The organism is Nocardiopsis sp. NPDC057823, assembly GCF_042797335.1.
Classification (GTDB): Bacteria; Actinomycetota; Actinomycetes; order Streptosporangiales; family Streptosporangiaceae; genus Nocardiopsis; species Nocardiopsis changdeensis.
Genome location: NZ_JBHVLR010000010.1, coordinates 1 through 20,248 on the forward strand (window position 1 = coordinate 1; position 20,248 = coordinate 20,248).

Below are 20,248 nucleotides of genomic sequence, written 5' to 3' on the forward strand. Positions count from 1 at the left end.
CTCCGATGGCGCCCGCGGACGTCCGTCCCGCGGGCGCCTTCGCCTTTCCCCGGGGCCGTCCCCGGCCGCCGGGGGCGGCCCCGGGTTCGGACGACACCGGACTTTGACGACACTGTGTCGCCATCTTCGGGAGGGCTCGGCTATCGTCGACCGGGGCGGGACGGTCCCCGCCCCTCGCCCCGCGCACCCGCGCCCGACAGGAAGGACCGCCATGTCCGGCCCCTTCTCCCCCGAGGTCGTCACCGCCGTCACCGCCCACATGAACGGCGACCACCCCGAGGACACCCTGCTGATCTGCCGCGCCCTGGGCGGGCACCCCGACGCCACCGGGGCCCGCATGACCGGCCTGGACGGGGAGGCCGGGGAGTACGCCGTCACCGTCGGCGGCACCGAGCACACCGTGCGGATCCCCTGGGCCCACCCGCTCACCGAGCGCGCCCAGATCCGGCAGGAGGTCGTGCGGATGTACCGGGAGGCCTGCGAGAAGCTCGGCGTCACCCCGCGCGGCCACTGACGGCCTGTGAGCGAACGGACCCGTACAGCGGGAACCCGGAGGGCGTGACCGGAGTCCTAGAGGGTGAAAGACGGGGAGAGGCGCGCATCGTCGACAGGGGTCCGCGGGCGCACGGTCGACACCGACCGTCGCCGGGCATCTAACCTGGAAACGGCCCGCCGATCCCGGCCACGACACCCACGCAACCGAAGGACGGCACCGACCTCCATGGTCACGCCCCACACCGGTGACGACAACGCGCCGACGCAACGGATCGAACCCACCGCGCCCACCGCCAAGGCGGATCCCGCCCCGCGGGCCACGCGGTGGGTCACCCGTGTCCTGCGGCCGGGCTCCGGCCGCGACGCGACCCCTCCCACCCGCGTCCAGGGCCCCGGCCCGGCGGCCCCGCCCACCCGGGTGGACCGGCCCGCCGCGGCCACCGCCGGCCCCGGCGCCCCGCGCCCCGGCGGCGACGCCCGCGCCCCCTGGTGGCGCACCCTGTTCGGCCCCTTCCTGGACTGGCTGGCCCGCCTCGTCTCCCGGGTCGTCGTCGGCCCGGCCAGCGACCTGGACTACGCCGTCCCCGCCGAGCTGCGCCGCCGCTACCAGGTCCTGGACCGCATCGGCGCGGGCGGCGAGGCCGTCGTCTACCTGGTCGAACCCACCGACTCCCCCGGCCGCCGCCTGGCGCTGAAGGTGTACCGGCCCGGCCACGACATCAACCGCGAGCTGCTGGACCGGCTGCGCGCCCGAGGCACCGCCTCCCCGCACACCCCGGCCGTCCAGGGCTACGGCCACGCCAAGAGCTCCTGGGAGGAGGACCTGGCCTGGGAGGCCCAGGAGTACTTCGAGCACGGCTCCCTGCGCGCCGTCATCGACCGGGCCCCGCTGGACGACGCCCGCGCCCGCGCCGTCGTCTCCGCCGTCGCCGAGTGCCTGCGCCACTGGCAGGACGACCTCCAGCACAACCACACCGACGTCAAGCCCGAGAACCTGCTGGTCCGCTCCCTGGACCCGCCGGTACTGGCGCTCACCGACTTCGGCGGCGCCGTCCGCGCCACCATGAGCCGCGTCTACGGCGGCCTGGCCATCACCGAGGACTACGCCGCCCCCGAGGTCGTCGAGGGCCGCCGCGAGGCCCCGGCCGCCTGGTGGTCCCTGGGCGTGATGGCGCACGAGCTGGTCACCGGCCGCCGCCCCGACCGCGGCGGCAACTGGCTCACCGCCCGCAACTCCGAGGTGGACATCTCCGCCGTCACCGACGAGCACTGGCGGCTGCTGGTGCGCGGACTGCTCGCCCCCTCCCCCGCCGCCCGCTGGGGGTACGCCGAGGTCGCCCAGTGGCTGGCCGGGGAGCGGCCCGCCCTGCGCACCGCGCGCCGGCTGCGCCCCATCGTGTTCGCCGGGGCCTCCCACGAGGACCCGCCGAGCCTGGCCTTCGACCTGCTGGACCGCTCCGAGACCGGCGCCCTGTGGCTGCGCACCCACTGGTCGGAGCTGCGCACCTGGCTGGACCGCGAGGTCAAGGACCACACCTTCGACCGCGCCTACCTCACCGGCCTGGACGGCCACCCCGAGCGCGCGCACATCGCCATCAGCGCCCTGGCCGCCCGCTACGTGCCGGGCATGCCGCCGCGCTACCGCGGCCACGAGATCAGCGCCGACGGCCTGCTGGAGCTGGCCACCGGCGAGGCCAGCCGGCACGCCGTGGTGCGCGAGGCCCTGGAGTCGGGCGCGGTGGGCCTGGCCTCCCAGCACTGGTGCCCCCACCCGGGCTGCCGCAGCGACGGCTCGGGCCGCTGCGTCCTGCTCGAACGCGCCCAGCACGAGGTCCCCCTGCTGATGCGCCGGGTCACCGAGACCCTGGACCGCGTCACCGGCCCCGGGGCCGACCGGCCGGACCGGCCCGCCGCCCACGAGATCGACACCACCTGGGCGCGCGCCGTCGAACTGGTCCTGGAACCCGACACCGCCTCCCGGCACCGCGCCCTGCTGCGCCGCCAGTCCTGGCACCCGGCCCAGCGCAGCCCCGCCCCGCACGCCCCCTGGTGGAACGAGCAGCGCCGCACCGGCCTGCGCGACGGCGGCGGCGACCCGATCGCCCCGCGCGCCGCCCTGCTCACCGCCGTGCTGCTCCTCCCCGAGGCCGTCCGCATCGGCGGATCCATCGCCGACCGCGAACGCGCCGACGGCCGGGCCCGCCGCCAGGACCGGTGGGCCGCGCTGACCGGCTCGGCCCGGGCCCGCTGGGACGAGACCCGCGGCCGGGTCTCCGACGCGCGCCGCCGCCGGGCCGAGGCCGCCACCGGCGACACCCCCGTGGTCGGCGGCACCGCGCCGCAGGACGCCGCCCGCCCCCGCTGGAACCGGTGGGGCGCCGCGCAGCGGCCCGACGACCGGAACACGGGACCGCAGGACCCCGGCGCCGCCCGCAGGCAGCAGGAGCGCGCCGCCAAACGGGTCCAGCGCACCATGACCCAGATCCAGAAGGCCATGTCCGCCGGCAGGTGCCGCCGCTTCGCCTACCCGGCCGCCCTGCTGGGCCTGGTCGACGGGCTGGGCCGGGCGCTGCGCCCGGAGGACGGCTTCTACCCGCAGAGCCCGTTCGTCACCGACGCCTACACCGGGCTGCTCGACGCCGCCCACGGGCCGCTCCTGGGAACGCTGGCCGACGCCGCCGGCGCGGTCACCGGGCTGCTGCCCGGCGAGCTGGGCGCCTCCTGGCCGCTCCCGGTGCTGCTGTCCGTCGCGCTCATCGCGATGGGCCGCACCGCGGCGAGCAAGAAGGACTCCTCGCGGGCGCGCCGCCGCCTGGCCGCGTACCGGATGGCCGTGGCCGGGTCGGTGTTCATGCTCGTGGTGCTGCTGTCCACCGGACTGCTGGCGCTGGGCTCGGGTGTGCTCATCCCGCTCGACGGCCTGCTCGGTTAAGATCTCCCGGTTCGGCAAGGGGCCGGACCGCGGTGGGGAACCGGGCACGAGGAAGAGGCCGCACGTGGGAGAGACCATCGAACTGCGCTCGGGGGACTTCGGCGCGCGCGTCGCCGTCGAAGGCGCCGCGCTCCAGGCGCTGACCTGGCGGGGGCGGGACCTGGTGTGGCCCTACACCGGAACACCCACCGCGTTCCAGGGACAGGTGCTCGCCCCCTGGCCCAACCGGATCGGCCGGGGCCGCTACCGGTTCGGCGGGAGCGAGTACACGCTGGAGGTCAACGACCCCGCCACCGGGTCCGCCATCCACGGCCTGGTCCACGACCGGGTGTGGACCCCGGTGCGGACCTCCGACGCGGAGGCCGTGCTGCACCTGGACCTGCCCGCCACCGCCGGCTACCCCTTCCCGCTGGCACTGGACCTGGCCTACCGGCTCGACGGGGACGGCCTGACCGTCACCACCACCGCGCGCGCCACCGGGGACTCACCCGCGCCGTTCGGGCTGGGCTTCCACCCCTACCTGGACCTGGGCGAGCCCGTGCGGGACCTGGCCGACCGCGGGGAGCTCACGCTGAGCGCTCCCGTGGCCGCCCGCCAGCCCGTCGACGACCGGCTGCTGCCGGTCGGGGACCCGGTCCCGGTACAGGGCACCGGCATGGACTTCCGCCCGCCCGGCCGCGGGCTCGGCGACACCGTCCTGGACACCGCCTTCGTCATCGGGGAGCGCGACGCCGACGGCCGGGCCTGGACCCACGTGGACGGGCCCCGCCACCGGGTCTCGGTGTGGTGCGACGCGAGCTTCGGGTACCTGCAGCTGTTCAGCTCCGACACCCTCGCCGGCGCCGACCGCCGCGCCCACCTGGCCGTGGAGCCCATGACCTGCCCGCCGGACGCGTTCAACACCGGCACCGGGCTCATCGTCCTGGAACCCGGCGCGACCACCCGGCACGCCTTCGGCATCACCGCCTCCGCTGTGTGAAGCGCCCGGCGGGGTCCTGAAGGCCCGGAGGAGACGTCCGGGGCGGTGGCCGGCGGCGGGCGGGCCGAAGCGCGGCGGAGGTTCGAAAGAACGCCGCTCTAGCGGCCGATCAGGTCGCGCAGGCGCAGCAGGTCCTCCTGGGTGTCGATGTCCTCGGGGCTGGCGACGCCGTCGCAGGCCACCGGGGTGACCACGTGGGAGTAGGCGCGCAGGAACGGGCGCGCCCCCACGTCGGCGACGGCCATGGCGTGCACCGTGGACCAGTGCTCGCGCCCGATGAGCACCGGGTTGCGCTGGTTGCCCCGGTAGGTGGCCACCGCGGCGCGGGCGCCCTCGGCGTGCGCCGCCACCAGCCGGGCCACCGCCTCGGGCGTGACCAGCGGCTGGTCGGCCAGCGAGATCAGGACCGCGTCGACCCCGTCGGGCAGGGCGTCGATCCCGGCCCGCAGCGACGAGCCCATCCCGGAGGCCCACTCCGGGTTGAGCACCGTCCAGGCGTCGGGGACCGCCGTGTCCGCGGCGCCCAGCACCACCACGACGGGCGCGCAGCCGCCGGCGCGCAGGGTGCGCACCCCCCGGTCGACCAGGCGCTCACCGCCGACCTCGACCAGCGCCTTGGGCCTGCCCAGCCTGCTCCCGGAGCCGGCGGCCAGCAGCAGCCCCGCCACCCGGCCGTGTTCCCCCACGCCGCTTCCCATGACGCGATGATGCCACGCGCGGGCACCGCGCACCGGCCGCCCGGGCGACCCCGTCCGAAAGTCTTCCCCGCCCCGGTCCGGGCGCCGGGGACGACCTGCGGTTCCGCCCGCCCCCGTGTTCCGGTTCACCTCTCGACGTGACCGAATCCGGCCGGAAGGAAGGGCGCCACGGTGACGTCCCGGTGGATCCGGCCCGTGGTCTCGCTCAGCGCCCGGCCGCTGCCGCCCCAGCGGGAGCGCACCAGCTCGGCGGCGATCGACACCGCCGTCTCCTCCGGGGTCCGCGCCCCCAGGTCCAGGCCGATCGGCGAGTGCAGCCGCGCCAGCTCCCCCTCGGACAGCCCCGCCTCGCGCAGCCGCGCCATCCGGTCCTCGTGGGTGCGCCGCGACCCCATCGCCCCGATGTACCCCGCGCGGGTGCGCAGCGCCGCCGTCAGCACCGGCACGTCGAACTTGGGGTCGTGGGTGAGCACGCAGATCGCCGTGCGCTCGTCGACGCGGTCGGCCACCTCGTCCAGGTACACGTGCGGCCACTTGACCACCACCTCCTCCGCGGCGGGGAACCGCTTGGCGGTGGCGAACACCGGGCGGGCGTCGCACACCGTCACCCGGTAGCCGAGGAAGGCGCCCATCCTGGCCACGGCCGCCGCGAAGTCGATCGCGCCGAACACCAGCATCAGCGGCGGCGGCGCGAACGCCTGCACGAACACCTCCAGCTCGTCACCGCGCCGCTGCCCGTCCGCGCCGTAGCGCAGCAGGCCCGTGGTGCCCTGGGCCAGCATGCCGCGCACGTCGTCGTCCAGGGCGTCGTTCAGCCGGTCGCCGCCCACGTCGCCCTCGGCGTGCCCGGGCCACACGACCCGGCGCCGACCCACCCGGTCCCCGCCGGAGGGGTCCGACACGACGGTGGCCACCGCCACCGGCTGGTGCTCGTCGAGGGCGCCCAGCACCGAGCCCAGCGAGGGGTGGAGCCCGCGGTCCACCGGCTCCACGAACACGTGCAGGGTCCCGCCGCAGGTCAGCCCCACACTGAAGGCGTCCTCGTCGGCGACGCCGTAGGTCCGGCGCACCGGTACCCCGGTGCGGATCGCCTCCATCGCCTCCTCGTAGACCGCGCCCTCCACGCAGCCCCCCGACAGGCTCCCGACGACCTCCCCCGAGGCGCTCACCGCCATCGCCGCCCCGGCCGGGCGCGGCGCGCTCTTGAAGGTGTCGATCACCGTCGCGACGGCGAACCTCTCCCCCGAGGCGTACATCTCCGCCACGGCCTCTCGGATATCGCGCACGCGGCCCCCCGCTCCCCGTCGGCTTCCACGTTCTGTGGCCTTCACCACCAAACTATGTGCTCCGCCCGGCATGACGGGAGCCTCCGTTCCGTCAAGAAACGAAGGCTCCCGTTGGACGTTCGCACAAGGCGGGCGGGACCGCGGGTCCCGGGGTCAGTCCCGGTCCGGCTCCGCGGCCTCGCCGCGCTCGCGCAGCAGCTCCCGGAACTCCTCCAGGGCGGCCCGGGCCCGGTCGCCGTCGGCGCTCTGGATGCCCATCACCGCCAGCGTGGTCCCGTCGGACAGGTCCACCGACGGCCACGGCTCGCCCTCGGGCATCCGCACGTCCACGATCTCCGCCCACGACAGCACGTGCGTGCGGATGCTGTTGACCACCGTCACCCCGTCCCGCGACGCCTCCAGCCTGGGCCGGGCCAGCAGGTGCAGGGTCGCGGCGATCGCCAGGCCCACGCCCACGAGCAGCAGCCGGTCCATGAACCGCCAGTCGCCCGGCAGCACCGACGCCAGAACGGCCATCGTGGCCACGATCAGCAGCCCCAGCCCGTAGGCGACCATCCGCACCGCCCGGGGACGCCAGACCCTGGGCCCCTCAGGCCGCCGCGCCGCCTCGTCCACGGTCTGTTCCCTCGTCCGCACTCGTGACCCCCACTCCCCGAACGGCCTAGCTCCGCAGTCCGCGCAGGACCACGGCCGCCTCCAGCGCGGCCAGGGCCGCCTCGGCGCCCTTGTCCTCCGCGCTGCCCGGCAGGCCGGCGCGGTCCCGCGCCTGCTCCAGGGTGTCACAGGTCAGCACGCCGTTGCCCACGGGGGTGGACTGGCGCAGCGCCACCTCGGTGAGCCCCTGCGTCACCGACTGGCACACGTACTCGAAGTGCGGGGTCCCGCCGCGGATGACCGCGCCCAGCGCGATCACCGCGTCGTGGCGGCGGGCCAGCTCCTGGGCCACCACCGGGATCTCGACCGCCCCGGCCACCCGGACCACCACCGGCTCGGCGGCGCCCGACCCCTTGACCACCGCCAGCGCGTTGGCCAGCATCGGCTCCACGATCGGCGCGTTCCACCGGGTCACCACGATGCCCACCGACATGCCGGAGGCGTCGACGTCCTGCCCCTGCGGGCGTCCTTCACCGCTCATCGCTTCTTCGCTCCAGTCGTCTCGTTCTCGTGGGTCAGTCGGTGACGCCGGACAGGTCGTGCCCCATCCGGTCGCGCTTGGTCCGCAGGTAGGCGGCGTTGTCGGCGGTGAGGAACGCGGGCATCAGCACCCGCTCCTTGACCCGCACCCCGTGCCGCTCCAGGCCCTGGGCCTTCTCCGGGTTGTTGGACAGCAGCCGCACGGAGGAGACGCCCAGGTCGGCGAGGATCTGCGCCCCGGCGCCGAACTCCCGGGCGTCCGCCGGCAGCCCCAGCCGCAGGTTCGCGTCGACGGTGTCCATCCCCTCGTCCTGGAGGGCGTAGGCGCGCAGCTTGTGCAGCAGCCCGATGCCGCGCCCCTCGTGGCCGCCCAGGTAGACGAGCACGCCGCGGCCCTCGCGGGCGATGTCGGCCATGGCCGCGTCCAGCTGCGGGCCGCAGTCGCAGCGGTGCGACCCGAACGCGTCGCCGGTCAGGCACTCCGAGTGCAGCCGCACCAGGACGTCGGTGCCGTCCCCCAGGTCGCCCATGACCAGGGCGACGTGCTCGGCGCCGTCGGCCGTGCCCTTGAACCCGACGGCGCGCCACTGCCCGTACCGGTTGGGCATGCGGGTCTCCACCAGGCGGGTCACCAGCGGCGGGTGGGCCTCCTCCTCGGTGAGCGACTCGCCCAGCGCCAGGCGGTACGCGGCCAGCTGCTCCACCGACACCAGCTTCAGGCCGTGCTCGTCCGCGAACTCGCGCAGGCGCGGCAGCCGCGCCATGGTGCCGTCGTCCTCGACCACCTCGGCCAGCACGCCGGCGGGGCGCAGGCCGGCCAGCCTGGCGAAGTCCACCGACGCCTCGGTGTGGCCGCGCCGGGCCAGCACGCCGCCCGGACGGGCGCGCAGCGGCAGGATGTGCCCGGGGCGCACGAAGTCGGTGGGGCGGCTCCCGGCGGAGGCCAGCAGGCGGATCGTGTGCGCCCGGTCGGCGGCGGAGATGCCGGTGCTGACGCCCTCGCGGGCGTCCACCGTCACGGTGTAGGCGGTGCGCAGGCTCTCCTCGTTGCGCGCCGTCATCAGCGGCAGGTCGAGCCGGTCCAGGTCCGGGCCCTCCATGGGCACGCAGACCACGCCGGAGGTGTAGCGGATCATGAACGCCAGCAGCTCGGGGGTGGCGAGCTCGGCCGCGAAGATGATGTCGCCCTCGTTCTCGCGGTCCTCGTCGTCCACCACCACGATGGCGCGTCCGGCGGCGAAATCGGCGATGGCGTCCTCGATCGGGTCGAGGACCACGGGCCGCTCGGCGTCGGCCGCGGCCGGGGTGGTGTCGGTGACGGTCATTCCCGCTCCAGGTGTCGGTGGGTGTGGTGTGGGATCGGTGGCGGCCCGTCGGGGTCCGCTCCGGCGGGGGTCAGGTGTGCGCGCGGCCCTCGGCGGCGGCCACGGCGGTGATGCGCTCCACGTACTTGGCGACCACGTCGACCTCGATGTTCACGGCGGCGCCGACGGCCAGGGAGCCCAGAGTGGTGGCGCGCAGGGTCTCCGGGATGAGGCTGACCTCGAAGAACCCCCGGGCCGCGCCCGGGTCGCTGACGGCCGACACGGTCAGGCTGGTGCCGTCGACCGTGATCGACCCCTTCTCGACCACGTACCGGGACAGCCCGGCGGGCAGCTCGAACCGTAGAACATCCCAGTTGTCGCCCGGATTCCGGGAGATCAGGCGGGCGGTGCCGTCCACGTGGCCCTGCACGATGTGCCCGCCCAGGCGCGAGTCGACGCGCGCGGCGCGCTCGAGGTTGACCGGGGAGCCGGCGGCCAGGGAGCCCAGGGAGGAGCGGTCCAGGGACTCCTTCATGACGTCGGCGGTGAAGGTGCCCTCGCCGCGGTCGACGACGGTCAGGCACACGCCGTTGACGGAGATGGAGTCGCCGTGGCCGGCGTCGGAGGAGACCAGGGGGCCGCGCACGGTGAGCCGCACGGCCTCGCCCGCGGTGCCCGCGGGGGTGAGGGAGACGACCTCGCCGAGCTCTTCCACGATTCCTGTGAACACGCCCTTGCCTTCCCAATAGCCTGGTACGGCTCCGGGGCGTGTGCGGAACATGCGTCCACGGCGGGTCGGCGAAGGGCCGCGGGCACGGGGGCACCACGGCGCACAGACCGTCCCGACGCGTGCTGCCTCCCATCCGGACTTTCACCGTCGGTACCGGAATTCCACCGGTTCAACCGGCCGATGGACTCGGCCGGGTCGCGGACTGTCACCGCCGGTTCGGACTTTCACCGACCCCGGAGCACGCATTCTCAACTGATGTCTGAGACGCCAACGATCTTAACGCCGCAGTAGCAACAGCGCATAGTTCGTGTGATGGGGATCATGCCCCGGGCAGGTCGTCCAGCCGGTCCCGCGCGTGTCCGCCCTGGCCGGGGGGCGTGCCGGGGCGCTCCGCCAGCCCGCTGCGCACGAACAGCTCCGGCGCGCCGAAGGTGATCCAGAACAGGATCGCGCCGGAGGCGGCGAAGGAGGCGACGGCGTCGGCCATCCCGGTGAGCGGCCCGGACAGCAGCCGGGAGAGGACCTCGATGCACAGGACCACGGACAGGCCCAGGACGAACCGGGCGGCGCGCGCGCCGATCCGCCCCCGGGCCGAGTACCAGCCGCGGCGGTCCAGCAGCGTGAGCCCGACGAGGACGGCCAGCAGCGCGCCCGACGTGGAGTAGACGCCGGAGAGGGTGTACCCGGCCGGGTCGGGCGGGACGGCCCCGATCCACTCGGCGGGGACGGTCCAGTCGCCGCGGGCGGTGTAGCGCCACAGGGCGGCCAGGACGCAGGGCACCAGCGCCGCCGCGACCGCGAGGGACGCCCAGCGCGCCGTCGGCAGCCCGCGCCACCAGGCCAGGACGCGGTCCTCACAGCGCAGGAACGCCCACAGGATCAGCGCCCCCAGCAGGACGCCGACGACGACGTCGCTGATGAAGTGCGCGCCCAGGTAGACGCGGGAGAAGCAGATGAGGGCGGCCAGCGCGAGCGCGGCCCACAGCAGCCCGCGGCGGCCGGACCTGATCCCCGCGTACCCCAGGACCACCGTGGCGCCCTGGGCGTGCCCCGAGGGCATGCCGAAGCTCGACTCGCTCGTGTGCTGGGCGATCTGCGCGCTGTACCAGGAGGGGCGCGACCCGTGGACGAAGAGCTTGAGCAGGTGGTTGACCACCGACGAGGAGATGGCCAGGACCAGCAGCCGGCCGCCCAGGCCGGGGCTGACGCACCAGAAGACCAGCGCCAGCAGGGGGATGACGGCCGCCTGGGCACCGAGGCCGGTGACGGCGGTCAACGGCAGGACCGGCCAGTCGGCCAGGCCCTGGAGCCACTCGATGGGCGCGGTCTCCGCGTCCCACAGCACGTCCATGATCACAGCGCGCACCCCAGGTGTCCGCGCTTGGCTACGTGCTCACGCCGCGCCGCTCCCCCAGACCGCCGGCGCGGGGGGAAGACGGAGCCGCGACCAAGCTGAATCGACGACTACGGTGCGCCAGCCTAGGGGGTGCGGCGGGGCGGTGGCCAGTCGGGTTCCCGGCCGCACCGGGATCGTTATCCCCGGGCGGCGGCCTCGACGGCCTGGGCGCGCAGGGAGTCGATCGCCTTGGCGGGGTCCTGGGCGCCGTAGACGGCGGACCCGGCGACGAAGACGTCGGCCCCGGCCTCGGCGGCGCGTTCGATGGTCTCGTCACCGACACCGCCGTCGACCTGGAGCCAGACGGAGGCCTCGCGGCCGTCGAGGATCTCGCGGGCCCGGCGGATCTTGGGCAGGACCAGGTCGAGGAACTTCTGGCCGCCGAAGCCGGGCTCGACGGTCATGAGCAGGAGCATGTCCATCTCGCCCACGAGGTCGGCGTAGGGCTCGACCGGCTCGGCGGGGTTGAGGGCCAGCCCGGCGCGGGCGCCCAGGCGGCGGATCTCGCGCAGGGTGCGCACGGGGGCGCTCGCGGCCTTGGCGTGGATGGTGACGCTGCCCGCCCCGGCCTCGGCGTAGGCGGGCGCCCAGCGGTCGGGGTCCTCGATCATGAGGTGGCAGTCCAGGGGGGTGTCGGTCGCCTTGAGCAGGGACTCGACGATGGGCAGGCCGAGCGTGAGGTTGGGGACGAAGTGCCCGTCCATCACGTCGACGTGCAGCCAGTCGGCGTTGGGGACGGCGGCGGCCTCGTCGGCCAGGCGCGCGAAGTCGGCGCTGAGGATGCTGGGTGAGATCTGGATTGCCACGCCTGGCAGTGTAGCCAGGGCGGTGGCGGCCGCGGTGCCGGGGCGTCCGGTCGGACCTGGGTGCTTTCGCGAAAAGCACCAACTTGACGATGTAGATCACGCTTGTCCGGTTCTGCCGGGAAAGCCCGGCGGCGCTCCGGGCGGGAGCGCCGCCGGGCGCCGCGTCAGTTCCGGCGCAGCAGGGCCAGGAACATGGCGTCGGTGCCGTGCCGGTGCGGCCAGAACTGCGCGTAGTTCCCGTCCTCCCCCGCCGCCAGGCCGGGCACCTCGTCCAGCAGGTCGGGGGCGCGCAGCAGGGTGAGGTCGTCGCGCTCGGCCAGGACGCGGCGCACGATCGCGTCGGTCTCGTCCAGATGCGGGGAACACGTCACGTACGCCACCACCCCGCCCGGCCGCACCGACTCCACGGCGCTGACCAGCAGATCGTGCTGGAGCGGGGCGAGCTCGGCCGCGGAGTCCCCGGTGCGCCGCCAGCGCGCCTCGGGGCGGCGGCGCAGCGCGCCCAGACCCGTGCAGGGCACGTCGGCCAGGACCCGGTCGAACGTCCCGGGGCGCCAGGCCGGCCGGGTGCCGTCGGCGGCGATCGCCCGGCCGGCGTCGCGCGGGGCGCGGCGCACCGCGCCCGCGACCAGCCCGGCGCGGGCCGGCTGGACCTCCGAGGCCACCAGGCGGGCCTCGCGCCGCCCGGCCAGCGAGGCGAGCAGCCCGGCCTTGCCGCCGGGGCCCGCGCACATGTCCAGCCACAGCTCGTCGCGGCCCTGGACGTCGACCCGGGTCAGGGCGAGCGCCACCAGCTGGCTGGCCTCGTCCTGGACCGCGGCGCGGCCCTGGCGGACCTCGCGGATCGCCGCCGGGTCGCCCTCGGTCAGCCGCGCGCCGAACGGCGAGTACGGGGTGGGCTCGGCCCCGGCCGCGACCAGGTCCTCGACGGTGGCGCGGCCCGGCTTGGCCACCAGGGTCACCCTGGGGCGCTCGTTGTGGGCGGCGAGCAGGCGCTCGGTCTCCACCAGGCCCGTCTTGGACCGCTCCCCCAGGGCGCGGGCCAGCTCCTTGACGATCCAGCGCGGGTGGCTGTGCACCACCGACAGGTACCCGCTGGGGTCGACGGCGCGGTCCGGGGCCACGACCCCGGTCCACTCGTCCAGGTCGCGGGCGGACACCTTGCGCAGGACGGCGTTGGCGAACCTGGCCCGGTGCCGGCCGACCACCCGGCGGGCCAGGTCCACGGTGGCGCTGACGGCGGCGTGCGGCGGGATCTTGGTGGACAGCAGCTGGTGGGCGCCCAGCCGCAGCAGCGGCAGCACCTCGGCGTCCACGGAGGCCAGGGTGCGGTCCACGCACGTCTCCATGATCGCGTCGTAGGTCCCCTGGAGGCGCAGCGTGCCGTAGGTCAGCTCGGTGGCCAGGGCCGCGTCGCGGCCGGCGATGCCGCGTTCGTTGAGCAGGGAGGGCAGCAGCAGGTTGGCGTAGGCGTCGCGGTCCTGGACCGCGCGCAGGACGTCGTAGGCGACCCGGCGGGCCGGGTCGCGGGGCGCGCCGGGCTTCGCGGCAGCGCCCTGGGCCCCGCCGGACCGTGCCCCGCCTGGGCGGGGCCCGCGGCGCGGACGGCGGTACGGGGATCGGGACTGCTCGCTCAAGGTGTGCTGCTCCTGGGCCTGAAGGACGTGACCGGGTGGGGCGCGGCCCCACCCGGTCGAGCCTACGGCAGCTCAGTCGCCCAGGCGGTCATCCGCGGTGGGACGCACGCCACGGGCCCAGTCCACGGCGTTCATCGCGCGCTTGCCCTGGGGCTGCACCTCGCCCAGCCGCACCGGGTGGGTGGCGGTGCCGACCAGGACCCGCTTCTTGTCGGCGTGCAGGCGGCCCGGGTCCAGGGCCGGGGTGTCGGCGTCGGTGACGGGGACGAGGGGGCCGAGCTTGAGCCGTGCGCCGCGGAAGGTCGTCCAGGCGCCGGGGGCGGGCGTGCAGGCTCGCACCAGCCGGTCGACGCGCTGGGCCGGGGCGGTGAAGTCGACCTCCGCGTCGGAGGGCTCCAGCTTGGAGGCGTAGGAGACCTCGGCGTCGGGCTGCGGGACCGGGGACAGCTCGCCCGAGGCGATGCCGTCGACGGTGCGGACCAGCAGCCCCGCGCCCGCGTCGGCCAGCCGCTCCAGGAGCTCGCCGCTGGTGTCGGTGGGGCGCACGGCCTCGGTGAGGGTGCCGTAGACGGGGCCGGCGTCCAGCTCCTTGACGATCCGGAACGTGGAGGCCCCGGTGACGTCGTCGCCGTGCAGGACGGCGTGCTGGACCGGGGCGGCGCCGCGCCAGGCCGGCAGCAGGGAGAAGTGCAGGTTGACCCAGCCGTGGCGGGGGATGTCCAGGGCGGCCTGGGGCAGCAGCGCCCCGTAGGCGACCACCGGGCAGCAGTCGGGGGCGATCTCGGCCAGGCGGGCCAGGAAGTCGGGGTCGCCCGCCTTGGCGGGCTTGAGGACCTCGATGCCCGCCTTCTCGGCGAGCTCGGCGACCGGGCTGGGGGCCACCTTGCGCCCGCGCCCGGAGCGGGCGTCGGGGCGGGTGACGACGGCGGCGACCTCGTGGTCGGAGTCGATCAGCGCCTGTAGGGACGGAACCGCGACCTGCGGTGTTCCGGCGAAGACGAGTTTCATGCGGGTCCCCCCTGGCTGTGCGGTCCGCGGCCCACCGCCGCGGTTCCCAGTTCTACCAGCCGTACCGGGCGTCCCACGGCCGGTGTCGCCGGGTTCTGGTACACCAGAGGGTGATGACATCCCAGCCCACCGGACCCGAGGGGGTCCTCTTCGAGCTTCCCGCCGCGCCCCCGGCGGAGAAGAAGCAGGAGAAGAAGCGGTCCGGCCGCCCGGCCCCGCGCACGCCCGCCGAGCGGCTGCCGGTCGCGCGCGTGGTGGTGGACACCCCGCTGCCGCACCTGGACCGGTACTTCGACTACCGGGTGCCCGCCGACATGGACGAGGCCGCGGTGCCGGGCTGCCGGGTGCGGGTGAGGTTCAACAACCGGAAGCTGGCCGGGTTCCTGGCCGAGCGGGTGGAGGCGTCGGAGTTCACCGGCCGGCTGGCCTACCTGGACTCGGTGGTCTCCCCCGAGCCGGTGCTCACCCCCGAGGTCCTGGGGCTGTCCCGCGCGGTCGCGGACCGGTACGCGGGCACCCTGAGCGACGTGCTGCGGCTGGCGGTGCCGCCCCGGCACGCCCGGGCCGAGAAGGAGGAGCCCGCCGGGGGCGCCGAGGGGGGGTTCGCCGCACCGGGGGCGGGGCCGTGGGAGGACTACCCCGACGGCCCGGCGTTCCTGGCGGAGCTGGCCGCGGGGAGGGCGCCCCGGGCCGTGTGGAACGCGCTGCCGGGGCCGGACTGGCCCGAGGCGATCGCCGTGGCGGCGGGCACCGCGCTGGCCGCCGGGCGGGGCACCGTGGTCGTGGTGCCCGACGGGCGCGACGTGGAGCGGGTGGACGCGGCGCTGACCGCGGTGCTGGGTCCGGACCGGCACGTGGCGCTGACCGCCGGGCTGGGTCCCGCCGAGCGGTACCGGCGGTGGCTGGCGGTGCTGCGCGACCGGGTGCGGGTGGTGGTGGGCACCCGGGCGGCGGCGTTCGCCCCCGTGCGCGACGTGGGCCTGGTGGTGCTGTGGGACGACGGCGACGACGTGCACGCCGACCCGCACGCCCCCTACCCGCACGCGCGCACGGTGCTGTCGATGCGCGCCCACCGGGCGGGGGCGGGGGCGCTGATCGGCGGGCACACCCGGACCACCGACGCCCAGATGCTGGTGGACTCGGGCTGGGCCGGGCAGCTGGTCGCCGACCGGGCGGTGCTGCGCAGGCGCGCCCCGGTGGTGCGGGCCGCGGGGGACGACCGCGAGCTGGAACGGGACGGGGCGGCGCGCTCGGCGCGGCTGCCGGGGCTGGCGCTGCGGGTGGCGCGGCAGGCGTCCCGGGAGGGCGCGGTGCTGTTCCAGGTGCCGCGGCGCGGCTACCTGGCGACGCTGGCCTGCGCGGGCTGCCGGGAGCCCGCGCGCTGCGACGCCTGCCACGGGCCGCTGGCGGTGCGCGGCTCGCACGCCCTGCCCTCCTGCGGGTGGTGCGGCCGGGTGGCGGGCGCGTGGGCGTGCCCCGAGTGCGGGGTGAACCGGATGCGCGCGGTGGTGGTGGGCGACCGGCGCACCGCCGAGGAGCTGGGGCGGGCGTTCCCGTCGGTGGCGGTGCGCACCTCCGGCCGCGACGAGGTGCTGCCCGCGGTGCCGGGGACGCCGTCGCTGGTGGTGGCCACCCCGGGGGCCGAACCGGTGGCCGAGGGCGGGTACGCGGCGGCGGTGCTGCTGGACGGCTGGGCGCTGCTCAACCGGTTGGACCTGCGGGCGGCCGAGGAGACGCTGCGGCGGTGGCTGAGCGCCGCGGCGCTGGTGCGCCCGGGCGGCACGGTGGTGGTGTGCGCCGAGGCGTCGTCGCCGGTGGTGCAGTCGCTGGTGCGCTGGGACCCGGCGGGGTTCGCCGAACGCGAGCTGGCCGACCGCCGCGAGCTGGGGTTCCCCCCGGCGGTGTCGATGGCCTCGGTGACCGGCGGCCCCGAACACGTGCGCGAGCTCCTGGACCAGGTGGAGCTGCCCGAGGGCGTGGAGCTGCTGGGCCCGGTGCCCGTCGGGCCCGACCGCGAGGGCCCCGCCGGGCCGGGCGGGACCGACACCACCGAGCGCGCCCTGCTCCGGGTGTCCCGGGCGGGGGTGGGCCCCCTGGCCCGCTCCCTCAAGGCCGCCGCGGCCGCCCGCAGCGCCCGCCGCGAGGAGCACCTTGCCCAGATCCGCGTCGACCCCCTCCACGTCGTCTAGGGCACGGGGTCACCGGGGGCCCGCGCGGTAGAGGTCGCGGAGCAGGGAGATCTCGGCGCTGTGGTGGATGACCTCGCGCTGGACGTGCAGGACGAGGGCGACCATGGGGAAGTCGGACCACTCGGGGGACTCGGCGCCGCCGACCGGGGCGGCCAGTCCCTCCTCGTCCAGGGAGCGGACGTGGTCGGACCAGGAGAGGTACGCCAGGCGCAGGCGCTCGCGGGCGCCGTCGGCGGTGCCGGGCCATTCGACGCCGTGCAGGGCGCCGTGGCCGAAGTGGCGGTCGTCGCGCAGTTCCAGGACCTCGACGACGATGTGGCCCAGCCGCCAGGCGATGGTGGTGACCGGCGGCGGGTCGGGCTCGGGACTCGTCCGGTCGGGGCGGAAGCGGCCGTCGGGGCCGGGGCGCACGCCCCAGGCGCCGGGGGCGGGCTCCCAGTGGAACTCCGCGTCGGTGAGCCCCTCCAGCCGGGGCCACAGCGAGAAGTCCCAGTAGAACTGGAGCTGCGCCAGGATCTCGCCCGTCCAGTTCAGCGTCGCCATCGGTTCCCGCCCCCGCCCCGTGCGGGCGCGCGGCCGAGCGCGCCCAGGATCCCGCTGCCGCGGGCCGCCACGTCCTCGTCCGGATAGGGCCACCACACCAGGTCGGCGGCCCCGGGTTCGACGGGGTGGAAGGGGGCCAGGGCGCGCAGCAGCACCTGGTGGGGCGCGGTGGAGGCCAGGGCGAGGTGGCCTCCGCCGCGCAGCAGGCCGTACAGGTCGGCGATGCCCCCGGGCGGGGCGTCGGCGGGGAAGGGCCGGGTCATGAGAACGGCGACGGGCTCGTCGAGGTCGACGAGCCCGGAGGTGGCGAGGCGGTGCAGGGCGGCGGAGGGGCCGCCCTCGGAGGAGACCACGGCCCCGTCGGAGGAGGCGAGGGTGCCGGCGACCCCGGGCGGGGCGACGTGGACGACGCGGGCGCCGGGCCGGTGGGCGCGGACCATGGCGGCCAGGCCGGGCACCGGGCAGCCCCAGTCGACGAACTGGCCGGTCCCGGCGTCCGCGCACAGGTAGGCGGTCACCCGGTCCAGGAACGCGGTGTGGCGGCGGGCGGCCTCGTCGGGCTCCGGGCTCGGGCGCGGGGGCCGGCCGCGCAGGTCGACGACGCCGGATCCGCGGGCGGGTCGGCGCACCGGCTCGCGGTGGGCGCCCCTGAGCGGTCCCGCCTCGTTGCCTCGGACGTCCGTCACGATCACGCTCCCCCAGCCGGTCCGCTCGTGGGAGGCCGGCGCGCCGTCGGCAGGACCGGTCGGGTCCGCGGCACCGCGCCATGCCATCAGGGCCTGATGCTACCCCTTGGGAAAGTGATTCCCGGCACACCCCTGTGTGTTATGTGCCCTATTTCGTCGTTTGTTGCGCCTTGTGCCCCCAGGGATTCCGAGGCGTAGGTCCTGAAAGGCACATCGGGGGCGCCGCCCGCGGGCGGCGCCCCCGATCGGAGACCTCCCGTCCCGGGGGCGGCGGGAGGGCCGCCCCGCCGCAGGGGGCCCGGCGGGGCGGGGTGTCAGCGGGGGTCGGGCACCGGGACCAGGCGTCCGTCCGCGTCCGCGTACTCCCAGCGCGGGCCGTGCTCGACCAGGTCGGCGACCGCGCCGACGAGCCGGTCCACGTGCTCCCGCGTGGTGCCGACGCCCAGGCTGGCCCGGACCGCCTGGCCGTGGCCCGCGGGCAGCAGGTGGCGGGTCAGCGGGTGGGCGCAGAAGAGGCCGTCGCGGACGCCGATGCCGTACTCGGCCGACAGCGCCGCCGCCAGCAGGTCGGCGGGGATCCCGTCCACGACGAACGACACGATGCCCACCCGCGGGTGGTCCTCGTCCCACAGGGACAGCTCGTGCACGCCGTCGATCCCGGCCAGTCCCGCGCGCAGCCGCTCCACCAGCGAGGTCTCGTGGATGTGCAGCAGTTCCTGCACGCGGGGGGTGAGGGTGTCGCAGGCCGCGGCCAGGGCGACCGCGCCCAGCACGTTGGGGCTGCCCGCCTCGTGCCGGGCCGGCAGGTCGTTCCACACCACGTCGTCCTCGGTGACCAGCCGTGTGGCGCCGCCGCCGGACAGGTAGGGCGCGGCCTCGCGCAGCCAGTCGGCGCGCCCGGCCAGCACGCCCGACCCGAACGGGGCGTAGAGCTTGTGGGCGGACAGGGCCACGTAGTCGGCGCCGGTGGCCGAGAGGCTGAACGGCAGGTGCGGGGCGTACTGCGCGGCGTCCACCACCACACGGGCGCCCTCGGCGTGGGCGGCCGCCACCAGCTCCTCGACCGGCCAGATCTCGCCGGTGACGTTGGAGGCGGCGGTGACGCAGAGCAGGCGCGGCCCCCGCGGGGCGGCGGCCAGTGCGGCGCGGGCGGCGTCGACCGCCGCCCGCGGGGACTCCGGCAGCGGCAGGCGCACGACCGACCCGGCGCGGGAGGCCGGGTGCTCCCAGGGCAGCAGGCTCGCGTGGTGCTCGGACTCGAACACGACCACCGTGCAGCCCTGCGGCACCGCGCGGGCCAGCAGGTTGAGGGCGTCGGTGGTGCCGCGCACGAAGACCACCGCGTCGGCGGGCTCGGCGCGCACCCCCAGGAAGCGGGCCACCGAGCGGCGGGCCCGCTCGTAGGCCTCGGTGCTGACCCGGGAGTGGTGGCCGGCGCCGCGGTGCACGCTGGCGTAGTAGGGCAGGGCCGCCGCCAGGGCCTCGGCGACCGGGGTCAGACAGGGGGCGCTGGCCGCGTAGTCCAGGTTGGCGTACTCGACGCGCTCGCCGGAGACCAGGGGGACACCCTCATCGGCGGTGACGATCGTGCACCGGCCCAGGTCGGGCTGGGCGGAGCGGGCGGAGCCGATGGGAGTGACGACGGTCATGGCACACCTCTTCTGCGGGTCGTGGGACCCACGGGTGCCGGTGGGGCAGCGCCAAGGGTCCGCGCTTGTCCGACACGGTCGTGTCGGGACCTGGTCCTCACCCGGGGCACCCCACCGCGGAAGGAGGGTTGCCGACCAGCGAGCCGGGGCTTCGCGCTGGTACTCGTGACCTGCGACGCAGGTTAACACAGCGCTCGCGGAACGCAACAGGGCGATCCGGCTGTGGCCCGGGACACCCTTTCGCGCCTCCCCGCTCGACAGCCGGGGAACGGGCGCGCCATACTGGTCCGCATCTGCCCTCACGTCGCGGGTGTCCGGTTCCCCCCGGACGCCTCCCAGGCGCGAGACTCCAGAGCATCGGAGTTTTCGCATGCCCGCGATCGAAGAGGTGACGTACGTGCACGACCGTATGCAGCAGGTCTTCCGCAATCCCCGGGTCGTCCTGATCTCCGGCTACGCCCGCCTGCCCGACTCCGTGGCCAGCCATTCGCAGTACCAGCGCCTGGGCGTCGTCCTGGCGGTGGACACCGCCGACGGCCGGATCGTCGCCGCCGACACCACGCTCCTGACCGACCTGGCCAAGGACTTCTTCCGGGCCCTGGTCGAGGGCGAGTCGGTCACCGAGGACATCGCCGAACTGGTGCGCCGGGTGCAGACCCGCTACGCGGGCCAGTCCGGGGCCGCCCTCACCACCGCGCTGCGCCGCTGCCTGGAGAGCTACTACCAGCTCAGGGACGACCACCAGTTGCCGAGCGGCGAGGAGTGAACCCGTTGTC

At 75.9% G+C, this 20,248-nt stretch carries 18 protein-coding genes and 2 riboswitches; of the genes, 5 read left to right on the forward strand and 13 right to left on the reverse strand.

Annotated elements, in window-relative coordinates:
- The first annotated feature begins 211 nt into the window (after nt 1-211).
- From ACFVNO_RS17355 to ACFVNO_RS17365, 3 genes are all read left to right on the forward strand, one after another.
- Entirely contained in the window at nt 212-514 is a 303-nt protein-coding gene (locus ACFVNO_RS17355) for a DUF2470 domain-containing protein (protein ID WP_378893720.1), read from the forward strand.
- 207 nt (nt 515-721) lie between these two features.
- On the forward strand, nt 722-3,427 hold the full coding sequence (locus tag ACFVNO_RS17360; RefSeq protein WP_378893723.1) for a serine/threonine protein kinase: 2,706 nt from the start codon (nt 722-724) through the stop codon (nt 3,425-3,427).
- A 64-nt stretch (nt 3,428-3,491) separates the two neighbouring features.
- Nucleotides 3,492-4,406 carry an aldose 1-epimerase family protein gene (locus tag ACFVNO_RS17365; protein WP_378893726.1) on the forward strand — a complete coding sequence of 305 codons (915 nt, stop codon included), beginning with the start codon at nt 3,492-3,494 and terminating at the stop codon, nt 4,404-4,406.
- A 98-nt stretch (nt 4,407-4,504) separates the two neighbouring features.
- Here the strand turns inward: ACFVNO_RS17365 and ACFVNO_RS17370 are convergent, their stop codons facing one another.
- The 10 genes from ACFVNO_RS17370 to fmt form a co-directional block, all read right to left on the reverse strand.
- Nucleotides 4,505-5,074 carry an NTP transferase domain-containing protein gene (locus ACFVNO_RS17370; protein ID WP_378893941.1) on the reverse strand — a complete coding sequence of 190 codons (570 nt, stop codon included), beginning with the start codon at nt 5,072-5,074 and terminating at the stop codon, nt 4,505-4,507.
- 155 nt (nt 5,075-5,229) lie between these two features.
- Nucleotides 5,230-6,390 carry an XdhC/CoxI family protein gene (locus ACFVNO_RS17375; RefSeq protein WP_355260090.1) on the reverse strand — a complete coding sequence of 387 codons (1,161 nt, stop codon included), beginning with the start codon at nt 6,388-6,390 and terminating at the stop codon, nt 5,230-5,232.
- Nucleotides 6,391-6,543: 153 nt separating this feature from the next.
- Nucleotides 6,544-7,005, reverse strand: coding sequence for a PH domain-containing protein (locus ACFVNO_RS17380; RefSeq protein ID WP_255647281.1), 462 nt, complete (start codon nt 7,003-7,005; stop codon nt 6,544-6,546).
- A gap of 46 nt (nt 7,006-7,051) precedes the next feature.
- Complete coding sequence (gene ribH, locus ACFVNO_RS17385; protein ID WP_220562530.1) at nt 7,052-7,525, reverse strand: 6,7-dimethyl-8-ribityllumazine synthase; 474 nt, start codon at nt 7,523-7,525, stop codon at nt 7,052-7,054.
- 34 nt (nt 7,526-7,559) lie between these two features.
- On the reverse strand, nt 7,560-8,849 hold the full coding sequence (locus tag ACFVNO_RS17390; protein ID WP_220562531.1) for a bifunctional 3,4-dihydroxy-2-butanone-4-phosphate synthase/GTP cyclohydrolase II: 1,290 nt from the start codon (nt 8,847-8,849) through the stop codon (nt 7,560-7,562).
- A 70-nt stretch (nt 8,850-8,919) separates the two neighbouring features.
- Nucleotides 8,920-9,558, reverse strand: coding sequence for a riboflavin synthase (locus tag ACFVNO_RS17395; RefSeq protein WP_355260086.1), 639 nt, complete (start codon nt 9,556-9,558; stop codon nt 8,920-8,922).
- Nucleotides 9,559-9,673: 115 nt separating this feature from the next.
- Nucleotides 9,674-9,804, reverse strand: a riboswitch (FMN riboswitch).
- A 73-nt stretch (nt 9,805-9,877) separates the two neighbouring features.
- Nucleotides 9,878-10,924, reverse strand: a complete 1,047-nt coding sequence (locus ACFVNO_RS17400) for a phosphatase PAP2 family protein (RefSeq protein ID WP_378893732.1) — start codon at nt 10,922-10,924, stop codon at nt 9,878-9,880.
- A gap of 167 nt (nt 10,925-11,091) precedes the next feature.
- Entirely contained in the window at nt 11,092-11,760 is a 669-nt protein-coding gene (gene rpe, locus ACFVNO_RS17405) for a ribulose-phosphate 3-epimerase (protein ID WP_355260080.1), read from the reverse strand.
- Nucleotides 11,761-11,924: 164 nt separating this feature from the next.
- Nucleotides 11,925-13,397: a transcription antitermination factor NusB gene (locus ACFVNO_RS17410; RefSeq protein ID WP_355260077.1), complete on the reverse strand. Its 1,473-nt coding sequence runs from the start codon at nt 13,395-13,397 to the stop codon at nt 11,925-11,927.
- A gap of 72 nt (nt 13,398-13,469) precedes the next feature.
- Nucleotides 13,470-14,405 carry a methionyl-tRNA formyltransferase gene (gene fmt, locus ACFVNO_RS17415; RefSeq protein ID WP_355260074.1) on the reverse strand — a complete coding sequence of 312 codons (936 nt, stop codon included), beginning with the start codon at nt 14,403-14,405 and terminating at the stop codon, nt 13,470-13,472.
- A gap of 113 nt (nt 14,406-14,518) precedes the next feature.
- Here fmt and ACFVNO_RS17420 point away from each other — a divergent pair, with 113 nt between their 5' ends.
- Entirely contained in the window at nt 14,519-16,594 is a 2,076-nt protein-coding gene (locus ACFVNO_RS17420; protein WP_378893737.1) for a primosomal protein N', read from the forward strand.
- A gap of 9 nt (nt 16,595-16,603) precedes the next feature.
- Here ACFVNO_RS17420 and ACFVNO_RS17425 read toward each other — a convergent pair whose 3' ends face one another.
- The 3 genes from ACFVNO_RS17425 to ACFVNO_RS17435 all read right to left on the reverse strand — a co-directional run bounded on the left by ACFVNO_RS17425 (nt 16,604) and on the right by ACFVNO_RS17435 (nt 19,472).
- Nucleotides 16,604-17,137: a DinB family protein gene (locus ACFVNO_RS17425; RefSeq protein ID WP_355260068.1), complete on the reverse strand. Its 534-nt coding sequence runs from the start codon at nt 17,135-17,137 to the stop codon at nt 16,604-16,606.
- A complete protein-coding gene (locus ACFVNO_RS17430) occupies nt 17,125-17,823 on the reverse strand; it encodes an SAM-dependent methyltransferase (RefSeq protein WP_255646760.1) in 699 nt (232 codons plus the stop codon). Before ACFVNO_RS17430 ends, ACFVNO_RS17425 begins: the two co-directional genes overlap by 13 nt.
- Before the next feature lie 314 nt (nt 17,824-18,137).
- Entirely contained in the window at nt 18,138-19,472 is a 1,335-nt protein-coding gene (locus tag ACFVNO_RS17435) for an aminotransferase class V-fold PLP-dependent enzyme (RefSeq protein WP_355260065.1), read from the reverse strand.
- Between the two features lie 56 nt (nt 19,473-19,528).
- Nucleotides 19,529-19,643, reverse strand: a riboswitch (SAM riboswitch).
- Between the two features lie 238 nt (nt 19,644-19,881).
- Here ACFVNO_RS17435 and ACFVNO_RS17440 point away from each other — a divergent pair.
- Entirely contained in the window at nt 19,882-20,238 is a 357-nt protein-coding gene (locus ACFVNO_RS17440) for a DUF3870 domain-containing protein (RefSeq protein WP_220565262.1), read from the forward strand.
- The last annotated feature ends 10 nt before the right edge of the window (nt 20,239-20,248 follow it).